This is a genomic window from Pedobacter sp. KBS0701 (assembly GCF_005938645.2).
GTDB lineage: Bacteria > Bacteroidota > Bacteroidia > Sphingobacteriales > Sphingobacteriaceae > Pedobacter.
Genome location: NZ_CP042171.1, coordinates 2713196 through 2730245 on the forward strand (window position 1 = coordinate 2713196; position 17050 = coordinate 2730245).

Annotated in this window: 19 protein-coding genes; 3 read left to right on the forward strand and 16 right to left on the reverse strand. The window is 38.5% G+C overall.

The window, feature by feature from the left end; all coding sequences use genetic code 11:
* Positions 1–5: 5 nt before the first annotated feature.
* Complete coding sequence (locus FFJ24_RS10870) at positions 6–911, reverse strand: AraC family transcriptional regulator (protein ID WP_138821521.1); 906 nt, start codon at positions 909–911, stop codon at positions 6–8.
* A 206-nt stretch (positions 912–1117) separates the two neighbouring features.
* On the opposite strand from FFJ24_RS10870, the gene FFJ24_RS10875 reads away from it, so the two are divergent.
* Positions 1118–2488: an MATE family efflux transporter gene (locus tag FFJ24_RS10875; protein WP_138822332.1), complete on the forward strand. Its 1371-nt coding sequence runs from the start codon at positions 1118–1120 to the stop codon at positions 2486–2488.
* Positions 2489–2791: 303 nt separating this feature from the next.
* Here FFJ24_RS10875 and FFJ24_RS10880 read toward each other — a convergent pair whose 3' ends face one another.
* The 8 genes from FFJ24_RS10880 to FFJ24_RS10915 form a co-directional block, all read right to left on the reverse strand.
* Complete coding sequence (locus tag FFJ24_RS10880; protein ID WP_138821522.1) at positions 2792–3526, reverse strand: hypothetical protein; 735 nt, start codon at positions 3524–3526, stop codon at positions 2792–2794.
* 38 nt (positions 3527–3564) lie between these two features.
* Positions 3565–4248 (reverse strand): pseudouridine synthase, encoded by a 684-nt coding sequence (locus FFJ24_RS10885; protein WP_138821523.1) that lies wholly within the window; start codon positions 4246–4248, stop codon positions 3565–3567.
* Between the two features lie 42 nt (positions 4249–4290).
* A complete protein-coding gene (locus FFJ24_RS10890) occupies positions 4291–5193 on the reverse strand; it encodes a histone deacetylase (RefSeq protein WP_138821524.1) in 903 nt (300 codons plus the stop codon).
* Positions 5193–6053 (reverse strand): bestrophin family protein, encoded by an 861-nt coding sequence (locus FFJ24_RS10895; protein WP_138821525.1) that lies wholly within the window; start codon positions 6051–6053, stop codon positions 5193–5195. Before FFJ24_RS10895 ends, FFJ24_RS10890 begins: the two co-directional genes overlap by 1 nt.
* Positions 6054–6070: 17 nt before the next feature.
* Positions 6071–7357: a kynureninase gene (gene kynU / locus FFJ24_RS10900; RefSeq protein WP_138821526.1), complete on the reverse strand. Its 1287-nt coding sequence runs from the start codon at positions 7355–7357 to the stop codon at positions 6071–6073.
* A gap of 63 nt (positions 7358–7420) precedes the next feature.
* Complete coding sequence (locus FFJ24_RS10905) at positions 7421–7909, reverse strand: pyridoxamine 5'-phosphate oxidase family protein (RefSeq protein ID WP_138821527.1); 489 nt, start codon at positions 7907–7909, stop codon at positions 7421–7423.
* A gap of 52 nt (positions 7910–7961) precedes the next feature.
* Positions 7962–8567 (reverse strand): DNA-3-methyladenine glycosylase, encoded by a 606-nt coding sequence (locus FFJ24_RS10910; protein WP_138821528.1) that lies wholly within the window; start codon positions 8565–8567, stop codon positions 7962–7964.
* Positions 8568–8580: 13 nt separating this feature from the next.
* Positions 8581–9060, reverse strand: a complete 480-nt coding sequence (locus tag FFJ24_RS10915; protein WP_138821529.1) for a GAF domain-containing protein — start codon at positions 9058–9060, stop codon at positions 8581–8583.
* 129 nt (positions 9061–9189) lie between these two features.
* Between FFJ24_RS10915 and FFJ24_RS10920 the strand changes: the two genes are divergently transcribed.
* Positions 9190–9879: a DUF3291 domain-containing protein gene (locus FFJ24_RS10920; protein WP_138821530.1), complete on the forward strand. Its 690-nt coding sequence runs from the start codon at positions 9190–9192 to the stop codon at positions 9877–9879.
* Positions 9880–9895: 16 nt separating this feature from the next.
* Positions 9896–10147 carry a hypothetical protein gene (locus tag FFJ24_RS10925; protein WP_138821531.1) on the forward strand — a complete coding sequence of 84 codons (252 nt, stop codon included), beginning with the start codon at positions 9896–9898 and terminating at the stop codon, positions 10145–10147.
* Positions 10148–10931: 784 nt separating this feature from the next.
* On the opposite strand, the gene FFJ24_RS10930 is transcribed toward FFJ24_RS10925, so the two are convergent.
* From FFJ24_RS10930 to FFJ24_RS10960, 7 genes are all read right to left on the reverse strand, one after another.
* A complete protein-coding gene (locus FFJ24_RS10930) occupies positions 10932–11270 on the reverse strand; it encodes a Dabb family protein (protein ID WP_138821532.1) in 339 nt (112 codons plus the stop codon).
* A gap of 94 nt (positions 11271–11364) precedes the next feature.
* On the reverse strand, positions 11365–11874 hold the full coding sequence (locus FFJ24_RS10935) for a YMGG-like glycine zipper-containing protein (RefSeq protein WP_138821533.1): 510 nt from the start codon (positions 11872–11874) through the stop codon (positions 11365–11367).
* A 131-nt stretch (positions 11875–12005) separates the two neighbouring features.
* Positions 12006–12728 (reverse strand): diphthine--ammonia ligase, encoded by a 723-nt coding sequence (locus tag FFJ24_RS10940; protein ID WP_138821534.1) that lies wholly within the window; start codon positions 12726–12728, stop codon positions 12006–12008.
* The gene (locus FFJ24_RS10945) at positions 12721–13404 is read right to left on the reverse strand and encodes an NAD-dependent deacylase (protein ID WP_138821535.1); all 684 of its coding nucleotides are present in this window, start codon (positions 13402–13404) and stop codon (positions 12721–12723) included. The genes FFJ24_RS10940 and FFJ24_RS10945 overlap by 8 nt, the downstream gene beginning before the upstream one ends.
* Before the next feature lie 24 nt (positions 13405–13428).
* A complete protein-coding gene (locus FFJ24_RS10950; protein WP_138821536.1) occupies positions 13429–14361 on the reverse strand; it encodes an ABC transporter substrate-binding protein in 933 nt (310 codons plus the stop codon).
* 130 nt (positions 14362–14491) lie between these two features.
* Positions 14492–15079 (reverse strand): DUF6580 family putative transport protein, encoded by a 588-nt coding sequence (locus FFJ24_RS10955; protein ID WP_138821537.1) that lies wholly within the window; start codon positions 15077–15079, stop codon positions 14492–14494.
* A 39-nt stretch (positions 15080–15118) separates the two neighbouring features.
* On the reverse strand, positions 15119–16984 hold the full coding sequence (locus FFJ24_RS10960) for a TonB-dependent siderophore receptor (RefSeq protein ID WP_138821538.1): 1866 nt from the start codon (positions 16982–16984) through the stop codon (positions 15119–15121).
* Positions 16985–17050: the final 66 nt, after the last annotated feature.

A 17050-nucleotide genomic window follows, 5' to 3' on the forward strand; every position in this document is an offset into this window, starting at 1 on the left:
AATATTCAAACAGTCTGTCGTAATTGAGTTGGCGCCAGGCCGGCGTGCTTTTTAAAAAACAAAGTAAAATAGGAAGGGTATTCAAAGCCCAGGCTGTAGGCAATATCTGAAATGTTCCAGTCCGTATGCTGTAATAAAGCTTTTGCCTCCCTAATGATGCGGGCTGCAATATGAGCGGTTGTGGTCTTGCCGGTCACCTCCTTTACTGAACGGTTAAGGTGATTGATGTGTACAGACAGGGCAGTAGCATAATCCACAGGATTTTTCAGTTTTAGTATAAGCGCAGGAGAATCAATTGGAAACTGCCTTTCCAGCAATTCAAGAAATAGAGCCGAAACCCTTGAAGACGCATTGGCATAAGTATGAAAATTAGTAGTCGGGCTGTTTTTCATGGCCTCATGGATGATCAGATGCAGGTGACTTCGCAAAACGTCATACTTATGGAGATAGGTTGAACACATCTCTTTCTGCATTTTTTGAAATATAGTAGAGAGCTCGTTCAATTGCACCTCATCAGGAAAGAAAATCGGATTACCACCAATGCTAAACAGAGGTGAATCCCGCAGATTGCTCACCCTTTCGCTGTGCTGAATGAAATCTTCGGTAAACAGACAGTACCATCCCGACTGTTCCTCCGACTCAGCTTCCCATGAATAAGGTACAACCGGATTTGAAAACAGCAGTGCCGGGCGGTCGATCTGAATCCACTTATCTGCGTAATATATCTTGCCTTTGCCTATAATCAGGGACACCTTGTAGAAATCCCTGCGGCTGTAGGGACTTACAACGGCGCAGGTTTCTCTGCTGAACACATTGATATGACCAATACCCGCATTGTCCATCGGAACATCGGTAGGCGAATGGCCTGGAAGCCTGCTGTAAAAATCGCTAACACTTTCTGTTTGTTTCACGATGCTAATTTATAAAAATCAAACAAACTGTTTATAAGTCTTCTTTTATAGTTGTGTAAATACTATAAACCAAAAGATAAACTTGTGTATAAAATAATTGGCTCCGATAATTCAGTGCAACAGAGCGATCGCCTTTTTGAAAACCCAAATATTAACTTTTCTACATCCCTACTTTTTGAGCTTTAAAAACGCGACCTTTGCAAACTATGTTTTCTAAAATTTACACCAAGTATAAACCTTATTATAAAGAAAATCTTCATTTGGCACTGCCAATTGTAGGTTCTCAGGTTGGTCATACTTTGGTACACATGGCGGATAGTATTATTGTAGGTCATTTTACGGATACTATTCAATTGGCTGCTGTTTCATTAGTGAACAGTATATTTATGCTTATCCTTGTAATCGGGCTGGGTATTTCTTATGGTTTAACACCATTGATTGCACAGGAAAATGGCCGGCAGAATTATGATGAATGCGGAAAACTTCTATCAAACAGTTTAATAATTAATATCTGTATAGGCATATTTTTATATGTATTGGTTCAATTGGGGATATTTTGTGTCATCGATCGACTTGAACAAACCCCTGAGGTAGTACGTTACGCGAAACCCTATCTGAATCTTTTATCAATTTCAATTATTCCATTATTGATTTTTCAGACCTTTAAACAGTTTGCTGAAGGTTTAGGCTTTACCAAGCAGGCTATGTTCGTTTCGATCTGGGGAAATGCGCTTAATATCATCCTTGGAATTATTTTCGTTAAAGGTATGTTTGGCATTAAATCAATGGGCGTCAGCGGTGTAGGTTTAAGCACCTTGATTGATCGGATTTTAATGGCTACAGTAATGTGTTTTTATGTATTGCGCTCAAGGCATTTTAAAAAATACCTGACCAGTTTCAAAGCCACTTTTTTTGATAAAATAAGGGCTGTTAAAATCGCAAAAATCGGAATGCCGGTTGCTATGCAATATTCTTTTGAAATCAGCGCTTTTAGTGGCGCTGCTGTACTAATCGGCACCATTGGTGCGGTAGAGCAGGCGGCACATCAGATTGCCATCAGTTTAGCTGCCATGACTTATATGATTGCCAGTGGTGTAGCTTCTGCAGCGACCATTAAAACCGGAAACAATTTTGGAAAGAATAATTTTGATGATCTGCGCAAATCAGCCATTGCGAGTTATCATGTGATATTACTGTTCATGTCATTTACTGCGGTTATTTTTGTACTGGCTAACAATATTATGCCTTTTATTTACACCGAAGATGCAGCCGTAATTCCGATTGCAGCGCAACTATTAATTATAGCAGGTTTTTTTCAATTATTTGATGGTACCCAGGTAGTGGGATTAGGTGTTTTACGTGGCATTGGCGATGTTAACATTCCTACCTTTATTACCTTTTTAGCCTATTGGGTAGTTGGAATTCCTATTGGTTATGTATTGGGATTTCATTTTAACTTAGGGGTTAACGGCATTTGGTATGGTTTAACATTAGGATTGTTAACAGCCTCTATCCTATTGTTTTTAAGGTTCCAGAACAAGACAAGGAGTTTAAAAGCCGAGCAGTTTCATCCTTAGATAAATCCGTCATTTCGGCCGCAGTGGAGAACCCGAAGGCTCTGCGAAGCACAAAATCTATTAGACAGAATTTCTTGTAGATAGGTTTCTCCATTTCGCTTCGCTCCAGTGGAAATCACGCTACTTGTATAATACAACGAGAATTCTGGAAATTATTTAATTGTTATGCCGCGCGCGGCGAAGAATCCCTTAACCAAGAACAGTGGACTCTGTGACTTCCGTTAGGCTCAAAAGAAGCGTGAAGTTAATGTTCGCTGCTAAGTCAAAACAGATTCTTCGCTGCGCTCAGAATGACAGCAGGAATTATTTCCCTCCAACATTCACCACAACACCAATGGTGAAGATAGAATTACCAGCTGACATGTATTTGCGGTTCTTCAGGCCAATATTACTACTGGTGGTGTATTGTAACTGGAAAGTTTTGCTAAGTGCCATACGGGTAAAGAAAACCGGCTCAAAGAAAATATTATCTTCTTTAGGCTGCACTACCCCATTTAAAAAGAAACGATCCATTTTAATATGGCTGATTCTTAAAGCAGTTCCGTAGTTGATCGGGAAGTCGGTTCCAAACAAACGCAGGTTGTTTTTCTTTTTCGAACTGTAGTTTACCTGTAAGAATGTTTTTCTGTAATCTACTTCCTGCAGTTCAGAACTGGTAAGAATATCGTTTTTGTAATCACGGAAAGTGATGTCACTCCAACCCTTTCCTACACCTGCGTAAATTTCGATAATCCGGTTATTGTCTGGACCAAAGGTATCAAAATACCCTCCGCCAATTTCAATAAGTTTGTGCCCAAAATCTTTGGTTTTTCTTTCGCTGTTCATTCTTGAACCACTAAACAATAAACCAACATGGTCTGAAACGGCGTAAGCGCCATTCACACTGGCATTGCCTTTTAAAGAAATGTGTGCACCGCCACTAAATTCTCCCTGTTTACTTAACATTGGCGTATTTGGAACGTTTGGCATATAAACTGAAGAACAACTGGCTGCGAAAAGCGCTAAAACTGGGAAGGTAAAACGTAAGTATTTAATCATAGATGTTATATAAACAGATTTCGGTGTTAAAAATTGTGCTAAAGTTCCATTTTCATGAAATCCATCACTCTTTTAAACTCATCATGCAGACCGGCTTTTAAATGAATTTTTTCTTTGGTAACTGGATGAATAAATTCCAACTCAGACGCATGCAGCAACATGGTGGTCATTTCCCATTGCTCCTTGAAAAATTTATTCTGTTTGTTGCAGCCGTGTGTACGATCGCCAATAATCGGATGAAGAATATGACTAAAATGACGCCTCAGCTGGTGCATTCTTCCGGTTTTAGGGGTAGCTTCTACCAATGAGTAACGGGATGTTGGATGTTGGCCAAGAGCTACTTCAACCTCTGCTTTTTGAAGCGTTTTGAACGAGGTGAAAGCATCTTGCATGGTTCCGTTTTCTTTAGCTAATGGATAGTCAATATCCATGGCATCAGGGGTGTAACCACGCAGAATAGCCAGGTATTTTTTATCTGTCTCCGCGTTCATAAATTGTTGATGCATAGCAATTTCAGAAGTTTTATCAAAAGCAAACAATAAGATCCCACTGGTTTTCCGGTCTAACCTGTGCACCGGGCTAACCTGTTTACCCACCTGATCCCTCAGCATCTGTAGGGCAAATTCGGTCGCATCTCTGGCAATTGAAGATTGATGAACCAAAAGGCCATGTGGCTTATTAATTGCAATTAAATTCTCGTCCTGGTAAATAATCTCCAACATATTGCCGCGAAGATAAGGATATTATGTTTTTTGAGAGATGGCTTATGCAAATAAATCAAAGGCCAATCGGTAGGTATTGCAATGCGCATCTACGATGTCTTTAATATCTGCCGAGTATCCCCCGCCCATACTAACCTGTAAAGGCAGGCTTTTATCCTTACAGGCCTGCAATACCATGCTGTCGCGTTCCTTGCATGCCGCTTTAGTTAAAGCCAATTTACCCAGTTTATCGGTAGAGAGCACATCAACTCCTGATAAATAAAATACAAAATCGGGTTTGGCTCTTTCGAAAGCCTTTTTCAAATTGGCATCTAAAGCCGACAGATATGCTTCATCCTGTATGCCATCATCTAAAGGAACATCCAAACTTGAGATTTCTTTTCTGAAAGGGAAATTTTTATCGCCATGTATCGAAAAAGTAAATACCCGTTCCTCATTTTGAAAGATTTCTGCCGTACCATTTCCCTGGTGCACATCTAAATCAATAATTAAGATGTGTTTAGCTAATTTTTTATATAACAAATAATTAGCTGCAATAGCCTGGTCATTTAACAAACAAAAACCTTCGCCCCAGTTACTGCCGGCATGATGTGTACCTCCTGCTACATTAAAAGCAATACCATTCTCCATGGCAAAATAAGCACCATCAATTGTACCTTGCGCAATCCTCAGTTCGCGCGCTACAAGCTGCACATCCAAAGGAAAGCCGATACGCCGCTGATCTTTTGACGAGAGGGTTAAATCCCTTAACTGCTCCCAGTAAGCTTTTTGGTGTGTTAGCAGCACAAACTTTTCACTAAGTGGCTCGGGACTAAATAAGTTATGCCGCTCAATGGTTCCTTCGTGCAAAAGCTGTTCAGGTATCAATTCATATTTCAGCATCGGAAAGCGATGCCCCTCTGGCAAAGGATGTGCATAAATCGGGTGCCAGGCAATTTTGATCATTAGCCTAAAATCTCTCCTACATGTTTTTCGATATTGGTACAGATCTGATCTACCGGAAGATCATTTGCATCATAACCAAAAGGATTCTCTATTTCTTCAGCTATCAGTTCCAAACTCGCTAATACATAGAGGATAAAGGGTACAATCGGCACCACAAAATAACCTAAACTGAATACCCAGCCAAAGGGTAAAGTGATCACATAAACAAAAATAAATTTTTTAATAAATGCGCTGTAAGAAAACGGGATTGGAGTGTTTTTAATCCTTTCGCAGGCGCCACAGATATCAGTAAACTGATTAAAGTCACTGGAAAGAACAATAAACTGTTCCTGCGAAATCGAACCTTTTTCTAACAACCCGTAGAATCTGTTGGTTAAACTACCTGCTATCTGGTTTGGAACATGTTTGCCTTCTTCTACTTCTATCAACAAGCTGTTCTTCCCAAAATACATCTTTTCTCTTAAATGTTCTTTAAGCGCAAAAGCATATTTAGGGATTCCATATTCAAAAAAGCGGACATCCTCATCCGGCAGTTTAAGCGCTTTAATCTTTATAGCCAGGTTACGGCTTACATTGGTTAATGACCCCAACAGTTTCCTGCCTTCCCACCACCTGTCATAAGCCGTATTAGTTCTGAAAACCAACAAAAGCGACAAAACAAAGCCCAATAGACTATGCATCATACCAATATTGGTTACATTACTAGTTTTAGAAAGCTGAAAGTAATTCAATTCAGCATAAGCAACCAACCCTGAAAATACGGCTACCCCAAGCATTAAGGGCCAAAGCTTTCTAAAAGTGTCACTTTTATCGATATGAAAAATGAAGGTACTCCAGTCTTTAGGGTTGTAGTTAATCATTTTTATTCTTTTCTACATTATAAAATATCTTTACTCACTTTTAATAACGCCTGTCCGGCCAGATAAACATCCTCATAGGAATTATAGAGCGGCACGGCACTTAAACGGATTACGTCGGGTTCGCGCCAATCGCCAAGGACATGATTGACCATTAAGCCGTCAAAAATCTCTTTACCATTACGCAGGGCAATAATGGATAATTGCGCACCTCTATCGTCAGGGTTTTTCGGTGTGATAATTTTATATTGCTCGAATCCCAAATCCTTATTTACTTCATTTATAATAAATTCTAGATAGCTGGTTAAAGTAATACTTTTATCTCTCAATGGCGCTATGAAACCTGCTTTTTCAAAAATCTGTAGCGAAGCATGATATAAGGCCATCGGCATTACCTGTGTGCAACTTACCTGCCATCCGTCTGCCCCGACTTCCGGAATAAAGCCTTTTTCCATTTTAAAGCGTTTACTTTCCTGGTAACCCCACCATCCTGCAAAGCGATTCAATTGGGTATTGCTGAAATGTTTTTCGTGAACAAAGATCCCGCTTATTCCTCCTGGACCTGAGTTTTGATATTTATAAGAACACCAGCAGGCAAAATCAACATCCCAATCATGTAATTTTACAGGAACATTGCCTGCGGCATGCGCCAGGTCCCAGCCTACAATTGCTCCTATTTCATGCCCGGCCTTGGTAATGGTTTCCATGTCGTACCATTGTCCGGTGTAGTAATTTATCCCGCCAAATAAAACTAAAGCAATTTCATCTGCATTTTCTTTAATTTTAGCTACGATGTCCTCGGTATGGAGTATTTCCTCACCTTCCTTAGGAAAAACCTCTATTATAGCTTCTTTTGGGTTAAAACCATGAAACCTAACCTGGCTTTCTATCGCATATTGATCAGATGGGAATGCTCCGCCTTCCATGATGATTTTGAAGCGTTTGCCTTTGGGCTGATAAAAACTAACCATCAACAGGTGAAGATTTACGGTCAAAGTATTCATCGGACAAACTTCAGAAGGTAATGCACCAACAATCGGGGCCATTAACTTTTTAAGCTCCTTATGGTAGAACATCCAGGGTTCGTTTCCTTCAAACCATCCCTCTACCGCATAGTTAGCCCAGTTGTTAAGCTGACCTTTCAAAACTTCGCCAGCTACTTTAGGTTGAAGACCTAATGAATTACCGCACAGATAAATAAAAGCTTTTCCGTTATGGTTTGGAAATAAAAACTGAGACCTAAATTGATGGAGCTGATCGGCTTCATCTTGTAGTTGGGCAAATGATAGGGTGTTTTCGAAATTCATCAGCCAATATTACAAAAAAAGCAGGTATTGTTTCCAATCCTGCTTTTCAATTCTTGAGATTTATTAAAATTTCATTGTATCGTGCTTACCTAAATCGGGTGTATCTCCAGTTACCGCTGCTTTTAATATACTGAATAACACTACAATTTTTGACGCAGATGCATCCCAGTACTCAGCCTCTTCAGGTGTAACTTTTATCAGAATTAATCTCGGATCATCGATGCCATCCGGAAACCAGGCTTTAATAAATGGAGAAAAATACGCCTCTTTACGGACTTTATCATCTATAAGCTCCGCTTTGCCTTTAACAGTTAAATAGGTGTTGTTAGATGGATCGCTGTAGGCCAGCAACACATTATTTTCTTTTGAAATTTCTTTTGATTTAAGAGAATACTCGTTGGTGTAAAACCACAAACTGCCATCGTCTTCTATTTTCGCAGTTCCCATTGGTCTGCTTCCAAATTCATCGCCTGAAGAAAATGTAGTAAACATACAGGTTCTTACACTTTCTGCCATTTCTTTAAGGATCGCTATATTTTTCTCGTTTTTCATGATTTTTAGTATTTGAAAGAAAACAGGAAGCAACCTAAAAGGTTTGCACGAATTAAATCTTATTTGGTTTGCTTACATATTTATTACCTTTTATAAAGAACCTCCAAGGTAGTAAAGCATGCTCTTTTGCATAAGCAATGCCCACACGAGGTGTAGCCGCAATATCCTCTTCATTATATTTTATACCATGATCTTCGATCCAAATATCATTACCAGAAAGATTTTTTGCATTAAAGGTTTTATCGATCCCTAAGGCTTTTGCCGCTGATCCGGGTCCTGCTGAAATAGCACCCTTTGTATGAGGCATATTTCTCCGCTCTTCAATAATTTCTATACCAATCAACGGTTCTATCCCCCTGATCAATACGGCGTGAGGATCATTTTCAACTGAAGTAACCACATTAAAAAGATGATGCATACCATAACAGAGATAAACATAAGCAATGCCACCCTCTCCATACATGGTTTCGGTCCGGTTGGTGCGGCGACCGCCATAAGCATGAGACGCTTTATCTTTTATTCCGAAATAAGCTTCCGTTTCTACAATGATACCGGCAGTGATTTCATTGCCGATTTTCGTATACAAAACTTTTCCAAGCAAATCTTTTGCAAGACCTACCACATCCTCATTCAGGTAATATTCAGGTTTTAATTTCAATATCAGATGTAAATTATCTATTTAACAAAATACCGATAACCTGCTCTAAATAAAGCTGATCCGTCTCGTTAAATCTATTCAACACTTCGCTATCTACATCAAGCACACCAATCACCTCATTGTTAACGATTAAAGGCAGAACGATTTCCGACTTTGAAGCTGACGCACAGGCAATGTGCCCGGGAAATTCCTCCACATCTGGTACGATGATGGTTTTTGCTTCTGCCCAGGAAGATCCACAAACACCTTTTCCTTTTTTAATCCTCGTACAGGCCACAGGACCCTGGAAAGGCCCAAGTACCAGCTCATCATGCTTCACCAAATAAAAACCCACCCAAAACCAACCAAACTGCTCTTTAAGTGCTGCAGCAACGTTTGCCAGGTTAGCGATAAAATCTGTTTCGCCATAAAGTAATGCTTCAATTTGGGGGATGATGGATTGATATTGTTCTTCTTTCGAAGTATCTCTGGTAATAACTAAATCTTCTGCCATTTTCTATTTTGTGTAATTCAAAGTTAATCATGATTTGTGAGATGTACAGAAATTTTGGTTTTAATGACGAAAATTTGAACGATAAGCTATATTTAAATTCCTTAGTTTTGGCAAATCAACCACCAATTTATGATTGTAGCGTTAACTATTACCAAATTCCGTGGCTTTACTACCCCTTTTGCCTTTATTGGGATGGCGGTTTTGAGGTTGCCCTTATGGTTAAATAAAAAGTGCAGGTTTTGGAAATTAATGGGAAGTGGAAAAGATGCTCAGGTAGATCTTGCACCAGATTATAAACACTGGGCGATACTTACAGCCTGGGATAACCGTATAGCTTGTGATAATTTTTATCGTGATTCTTTTGTGATAAAATGGTTTGGTTTCTTTGGAATTGAAAGCTTTACCATATTACTAAATCCTTTATCCAGTCATGGCTTATGGTCAAAAAGAGAGCCATTTAAAGTTGAAAAAACAGGCAAAAATTACACTGGAAAGATTGCCGTAATTACCAGAGCTGCGATTAAATTTAACAAGCTAAATGAGTTCAGGCAGAATATTAAAAGGGCGGCTGATGCTATGCGGGTTGCCCCTGGTTTTATCTTATCTGCTGGTGTAGGAGAAAATCCATTTTTTGACCAGGCTACTTTTTCGATATGGGAAAGCGCTGAAAGCATGAAAGCTTACGCTTACCAATCACACGATCATTCAGACGTTATCAAACTCACCAGGGAGCGCAAATGGTATAAAGAAGAGTTGTTTGCCCGGTTCTCCATTGTAGATAGTTGGGGTACGCTTAATGGTGTATCTATTGAATCGTAAAAAAAATATAAAATAAATGAGAGTAGTAGCAGAACTTCCACATCCGGAATGTAAGATTACCATTTTTTCGATGAACCAGAAATTCATCATCAAATTTGAACAAGGTACTTTTGAGCAAAGTTATAAACTTGCTGAACTTGACCTGAGTGGAGGAGGCGTAAATGATGTGTTCGAAATTTTGGATGAAGAATTTATCCAGACTGTTATCGCTAAGTTTAAAACAATGCGTACCGATTTTACAGCAGCTTATAACAGACATCAGTATTAGAAATAATTAACTCAACTGATTGATTTACAGCTTATTAATAAGTTATTCAAAATTATATTCCGAATTTAAGGATCTTATTGATGTTAAAATAATGCTTTATTGATAGTTTTAGTTAAGATATGTTAATATAAGTTATTGATATATTGATTTTTGAATCATTATACAAAATATAATTTTGGCATTTGATTTGGCCAAATAAATGGGAGGTTTAGTGATTTCTGGGATGAAAGTATGCAAAAATCAATCATTGCAAGACACGAAGCAATCTTTAATGCATACGCTACTCGGGATCGTTGTAAAGTTGCTTTGTCTTTCCAGCAATGATGATTCCTCGGCACTTAAACTCAATAAACTCACTTGTTTAATTAATTTATTATTAAAAGAATCCAATAGAGTGTTCGTCATCTCGACCGGAGCAACGCGCAGTGGAGATCTTATTTAGACAGATATTTTTTTTGCGCAGAGCCTTCCAGTTTCCGGCTGTTTTGCACTCCGCTCAAGAGGATGGAGTTGCTGCTTTCTTACGAGTAGGAGAATTGCTATCATTTATATTAACGCTATAAAGTAAAAGATAGCAACTCCAAAGATTTCTCCGTTTCGCTACACTTCAGTCGAAAGGACGCCCCATTTGTACCCGACCTCATAGAGAAACTCCTCTGTTTTTCCAAACCTGACCTCTGTGTATAAGCAAAGTGCGCATCAAATAGAATCTATGTTTATCTGTGCAAATCTTTAGTTAAACGGGTAAATTTATCGGCTGGGACCAAAATAAAGAAATGAAAGTTTAAGCAGAAACTACTGTATCGTGTACTACTACCCTATACCAGTTTTGAGAGAATTTTTCTACAGCATCTAAATGCATTTTATCTTCCTGGTAAGCATTATGATCTGCGATGTTGGCAAATGTAATGGTTAATGAATAGGTAAAAGAGTTATCAGTTACGGGGCGCACTGGTGTATTAGCTGCCAGGCCATAATTTAATGTTTTGATATATTTTATTGGTTTTAAACTTTCGAAGAAGTTGGCAAAATCTGCAATTTCGGTTTTGGTTAGTTGAGGTTTTAACCAGAACATTACGAAGTGTTGGATCTGTCCTTTATCAATGGTAGGAATTTCTGTCATGGGTTATTTTTTCTTTAAATATATTAATCATTTTTTATTAGACATAAAAAAAGTCCTGGTGTAAACCAGGACTTTCCATATCTTTTAAAAAAGATTAGTTTTTAGGCTGCACACGGCCAGATTTTCTGTCTTCGCCTCTACCGATTAAATAACCGCCACCAGCTCCAACTAATCCGCCTATTATAGCACCTCTACCTTTTTTCTTATCGATTAAGGCACCACCAACGGCACCGCCGACACCACCGATTACTGCACCTTTAGCGGCATCGCTCCAGCCTTTTTTCTTAGCAGTTGGTTGTGTACCACCGTAAGCACTGCTAGAACTACCGCCAGAGCTTGCATAAGATCTTGATGATCTTGACGACGCTGCTCCTGCCTTTCTGGCTGCTATTAATTCTGCCTGGTGTTTAGCTTCTTTCTCTTGTTCTACTTTTGCAGCGGCAGCTTTATTAAAGCTATCTAACCTTAAACTGTCTTTTACTGCTTTAATTGCTAATTCCTTCTCAGCTTGTTGTTGTTTTAATGCAGCTTCTTCCTTTGCCTTGTTATTACAAGCAAATAAAACTGAAGAACTTAATGCGATTACTACCAATATCTTTTTCATAACTTTTAATTTTTAATATGAAGCTTGTTTCGCTACCTAACCTCGCTAAACAGGTTTCAATGGATTGTGTGATTTAGTTAATTACTAGTACTAAAGAAAAAATGATGCCAAAAAGTTTTGAAAATAGAAAATTATTCCACTAAGTCGATATACCAGAAACCTGAAAATGCTGTGGATGAACATGGTGAATCATCATTTGGTGTGGTTTTGGCAGGTGTATTATAGGTGCGGAATACCTGCTCTCCAATGGTGAATGGTATTTTATTCTTGAAAATCGGCCCTTCAAAAGCAAAGGTATGAAACTCTCCATTTTCGCCACAGGGATCAATTCCTGACGGAAGCCGATCAATCAAATCTTCGCTTATTATTTTTCCACAGATCTCTTTCAAATTCTCCTGTGTACACACAATGATGGTTTTATAGTTCAGATTGATAAATTCGCTGATCAAACCTCTGGTATCTTTATGCCATAGCGGGAATACGGCTTTCAAACCAATTTCAGCCAGTTTATCTTCGCGATATTTACGCAGGTCTTCCAGAAAAATATCACCAAAAATAGAATGCGTAATCCCTTCTGCCTTAAATTTATTCAGGTGTGTATGCATAGTATTGTCGTAAGTTTCCATATCGGGCATTTCGCCTAAACGAATCTGATACAAAGGAATACCAATACTTTCAGCTTGTTTAATCAGTAAAGCTTCCCTTACTCCGTGCATAGAAACACGATTATACTGCTGGGTGACAGTAGTAACCAGATAACGGATTTCGAGCGTTGGATCCTGAAGTGCATAGTGCAATGCAAGAGTACTGTCTTTACCACCACTCCAATTAAAAATGCAGCTTTTTTTATCCATTCAATAATATACTTTTCAGTTGCTCCATTCCATTCACCGCATTTTGTTCAATGGTAATTACATTCTGGTAACGTTTAACATCTGGAGTTTTAGGATCGATAATGTATTTATTCACATTACGAGGAACGAAATCGATAAGTCCAGCTGCAGGATAAACGGCCAAGGAAGTGCCAATCAGCACAAACAAATCGGCCTTTCCGCAAATTTTTGCCGCAACTTCAATCATTGGTACCGCTTCGCCAAACCACACTACATGTGGCCGCAATTGTGAGCCCAACTCGCATAGTTCGCCCATTTTGATTTCCGTTCCATTAATAGAATATGTTAAATTAGGCCTTAAATCGGACTGAGATCTGGTAATCACGCCATGGAGGTGGGTAACTTTAGTAGAACCAGCCCTCTCGTGCAAATCGTCGATATTTTGGGTGATGATTTCAACGTCAAAATCCTTTTCGAGTTCTGCGAGTAACAAGTGTGCCTGATTAGGCTTTGCATCTAAAACCTGCCTTCTTCTTTCATTATAAAACTCCAGTACCAATTCCGGATTTCGTTCCCAGGCTTCGGGTGTAGCTACATCATATATATTGTAACCTTCCCACAAACCATCAGCGTCCCTAAATGTTTTTAACCCGCTTTCGGCACTGATTCCTGCCCCTGTTAACACAACTAATTTCATATAATGATTACACTGATTAAAAGATTACACTGATTGTAGTGATTGTGCGTAATTGATAAACTTCTTAGCCATATTTTTATCTGCTTTAAAAATATCAGGATGGAACATGCAAGCTAAAGCTTCAATACCTTCTACCAAAGTACCGATGCTTGGCTGTGTAAACATATCAAAGTCGGCAATATAAACCTGATTATTTTTTACTGCTTCCAGATTACCCCATCCTGGTTTCGAGGTAAGCAACACCATTTCTTCGAGACTTCTTTTTTGATCAAAGCCACATGGGGCAATTACTAAAACTTCGGGATTATACTTCAGAATCTTTTCCCATGGCGTAACAATCGAATCACCCGCAGGGTTCGAAAGCATATCAACACCACCAGCAGCAGCAATCTGAAAAGGAATCCAATGTCCGCAATTATAGATCGGTTCGATCCATTCCATCAGCATGATCCTCTTTAATGGTGCGCGGTTAGCCCTAAGCTGATCTAAAATATAATCTGTTTTCCTTTGCAGGGTTGCAAGGTAATTTAAAGCCACTTCTTCCTTACCCAAAGCTCTGGCAATGGTAATAGCGCATTCGAATACATCCTGTAAGTTATTTGGTGATAAAGGAACCAGCGTAGGTGTTTTGCTTAGCTTCATTACTGCGGTTTCGGTACAAACGGTATCGATGTTGCAAACTTCACATATATCCTGTGTAAAAACCACGTCGGGTGAAATACTCTCTAATAGCTCATCATCTACCCAATACAAACTTTTGCCCTGCGCTTTTGAAGCTGAAAAGATGCGATCGATTTCAATGCTTGAATAATTTTTACCTTCGAGTATACAGTGGACAACTTTTGGTTGATCTGCTGCCTCTTTAGGACATTCGAAGGTTACGCCATGCAGGTATTCTTGCAGGCCCATATCGTAAATCATTTTGGTAGCGGCAGGTAAAAAGGAAACAACTTTCATTGGATGTAAGATGTAATAGGTAAAATGGAATTAATGTTCTAAATTAAAAAAAATCCTCTTTTGAATCGAATCAAAAGAGGATTTCTATGTTGTTTTCACTTATTGGTGTTATACAAAACAATGGATATTTCTAAAACTCTTGTGTTTGCAGTTTTAATACCGGATATTTTGCTTTCAGGATTTCGAAAGCTCCAAAAAGTAATGCAGCGTAAATCACTGTTCCTTCTAAAAATCTAATCTCGAATGGAATGGCTTTAATTAAACAATCTATAAAGCCATTTATGTTTTGTGTATAGAGTGGGTTTTTATACCATGATCCAATGTCACTAACTATCCAATGTATAAACACGATTACAATTGTAGATAATAATAAGCTGGCAATATTTACTTTTTTTAATAAAAAACGACCGGCTAAAACCATTAATGCAATTGCAAGGTATGTCCAAAGTTCCTGAACCAAAAGCATATCTACATACTGTTTGTAAATGGTTGTATAAAGCACTAAATCACTTAAAAATAAACTCAATAACGGAAAAGCGAATGCTTTGAGGTGATCTTTAAAATATGCTCCTCCAAATAAAGCTACCGCTCCTATTGATGAAAAATTGGCAAACTTTAATTCATCAGAGTTGAATGTTACCAGCAAACGTAAAGCCGTTATTGCCAATATCATTAACATCAAAATTAAAGTACGTGGATTAAATTTTAAATGAGACATGCTACTTCTGGTTAATATTTAAGCAAAGTTAAATTTTTATTAGCGGATATTAAAACTTACACCTGTATTAAAGTTAAAGCCAGGCGTATTATAGCCAATAATTTCAGTGTATTTTTTGTTCAGGATATTTTTGGCATCAAAAAATACTTTCACCCGTTTTTTAGCCAGGGCATATTCTATATACGCATTGAACAAATTGTACGATGGCATCTCTTCATTTAAATAAGATATAAAATTGGTATCGAAACGTTTGCCAAAATAACGGAAGTTAACGCTTGCATATAAATTGTCAGTTGCCTGTGCACCTGCATTAATACCGAACGTGTGCTTTGGTCTGCGGATTAAAAAGTTGGTCGTTCCTGTATTTCCTTCAACAAAAGCATAATAACCATTGATATTGAAAACACTAAATTTTGCCGCTGGCTCGACTTCAAAACCTTTGTATTTTTGGTTACCCTCATTTATATAACCTGTTGTGTAAACAATGGCATCAGTTAAATCGCGTTTGAAACCTGCAATGCGCAAAGTAAACGCCTCGTCAGCAATGTTTAAGTTTATACCAGCCTCATAATTTTGAGATCTTTCTGGTTTCAGATCCAGATTGGCACCATATTGACCAAACAACATATTCAGTGTAGGAACTTTGAATGCAGTAGATACTGTTCCAAATAATTTCACTTCTTTAATGATGTTGACGCTTGGGGTAATCGAATAAGTAGAGTTTTCGCCATATTGATCATGTTTGTTGTAACGTCCGCCTACTTCGAGGTTAAAAATGCTTAGATCATGTAAAAACAATGATCCGTAAGCGGCGAAGATATTGGTTGTTGGGTTTTTGGTATCAGTAACCAATTTCATTTTTCTGTTGTCGATACCCACCAATAAATCCAATTTATTACCCAGTTTCTGGTTGTAGAATAGATCAACCACATTAAGTTTACCGAAGTTTAAAAAATTACTTGGAAAACCTGCATAACTAGACTTTACATCGTTCGAGTTGCTTTCGTGGCTATAATTTAGCGTTATTTTACCATTGTTGAATTTGTATTCTGAATTAAAGCCTGCACTAAACTGTTTCAAAATAGAACTATTGGAATGTAAACCATCAGTAAATCCATCCTGATCTATTTTATAATCGCCATAGAAATAACGCAGAAAAGGATTAACGGAGAAATGTTCGTCGAGTTTGATCCCGAAATTCGCGTTTAAACCATCAGTTTTAAAACCATCTTTATCAAATATAGCTGCACTTCCTGGCGGTACTGCAGCTTCAGAAATTCCATCGGTTTTCAAATGGGTATAATTGATGTTGTATGAAAAACCTTCCACACCACCATTTAAGCCGATCGTTCCTTTGTAAGTTTCGAAGCTTCCGGCGCTGGCTACACCGTAAATGGTATTTCCTTTAGGTCCGCCCTTTTTAGTGATGATATTGATTACGCCTGCAACGGCATCAGATCCGTAAATGGTAGACTGGCCACCTTTTAAGATTTCGATATGATCAATCTGATCGATTGAGAAAAGACGTAGATCGAACGTTCCGCTAATACTTGCGGGATCGTTCTGTACGATACCATCGATAAGAACCAGGGTGTAACCACCAAGTGCGCCCCTTATAAATATACTTTTGTCCTTGCCCTGGTTACTATTCCCCCCACTGATAACAATACCAGCCTGCTCGCTCAATAGATCAGGTAATGACTTGCCATTGCTGCGACCTAATACTTCGCGGCTGATAATGGTTACCACTTTACCTGTTTGCGATTGTTTCTGATCGTTTTTGGTCGCAGAAATTACAACATCTTTAAGCTGCAAACTGTCTTGAGTTTGAGCATTAGCCAACTGGCCAATCATTAACTGCGCTAGCCCTAAACTGGCTACAGTTAGCATTCTTTTTTTGTTCATTTGATTGTGGTTTTGCCCACAGCCAACAGATAGAAAAGGAAATGAAAATACGAACAACGTTAATAT

Coding starts and splice junctions, on each gene's coding strand:
- FFJ24_RS10920 (WP_138821530.1), top strand. CDS start 9,190: ATGATTGTAGCGTTAACTATTACCAAATTCCGTGGCTTTACTACCCCT.
- FFJ24_RS10960 (WP_138821538.1), bottom strand. CDS start 16,984: ATGAACAAAAAAAGAATGCTAACTGTAGCCAGTTTAGGGCTAGCGCAG.
- kynU (WP_138821526.1), bottom strand. CDS start 7,357: ATGAATTTCGAAAACACCCTATCATTTGCCCAACTACAAGATGAAGCC.
- FFJ24_RS10940 (WP_138821534.1), bottom strand. CDS start 12,728: ATGGATAAAAAAAGCTGCATTTTTAATTGGAGTGGTGGTAAAGACAGT.
- FFJ24_RS10885 (WP_138821523.1), bottom strand. CDS start 4,248: ATGTTGGAGATTATTTACCAGGACGAGAATTTAATTGCAATTAATAAG.
- FFJ24_RS10930 (WP_138821532.1), bottom strand. CDS start 11,270: ATGACAGAAATTCCTACCATTGATAAAGGACAGATCCAACACTTCGTA.
- FFJ24_RS10890 (WP_138821524.1), bottom strand. CDS start 5,193: ATGATCAAAATTGCCTGGCACCCGATTTATGCACATCCTTTGCCAGAG.
- FFJ24_RS10875 (WP_138822332.1), top strand. CDS start 1,118: ATGTTTTCTAAAATTTACACCAAGTATAAACCTTATTATAAAGAAAAT.
- FFJ24_RS10880 (WP_138821522.1), bottom strand. CDS start 3,526: ATGATTAAATACTTACGTTTTACCTTCCCAGTTTTAGCGCTTTTCGCA.
- FFJ24_RS10955 (WP_138821537.1), bottom strand. CDS start 15,079: ATGTCTCATTTAAAATTTAATCCACGTACTTTAATTTTGATGTTAATG.
- FFJ24_RS10950 (WP_138821536.1), bottom strand. CDS start 14,361: ATGAAAGTTGTTTCCTTTTTACCTGCCGCTACCAAAATGATTTACGAT.
- FFJ24_RS10935 (WP_138821533.1), bottom strand. CDS start 11,874: ATGAAAAAGATATTGGTAGTAATCGCATTAAGTTCTTCAGTTTTATTT.
- FFJ24_RS10905 (WP_138821527.1), bottom strand. CDS start 7,909: ATGAAAAACGAGAAAAATATAGCGATCCTTAAAGAAATGGCAGAAAGT.
- FFJ24_RS10895 (WP_138821525.1), bottom strand. CDS start 6,053: ATGATTAACTACAACCCTAAAGACTGGAGTACCTTCATTTTTCATATC.
- FFJ24_RS10925 (WP_138821531.1), top strand. CDS start 9,896: ATGAGAGTAGTAGCAGAACTTCCACATCCGGAATGTAAGATTACCATT.
- FFJ24_RS10945 (WP_138821535.1), bottom strand. CDS start 13,404: ATGAAATTAGTTGTGTTAACAGGGGCAGGAATCAGTGCCGAAAGCGGG.
- FFJ24_RS10915 (WP_138821529.1), bottom strand. CDS start 9,060: ATGGCAGAAGATTTAGTTATTACCAGAGATACTTCGAAAGAAGAACAA.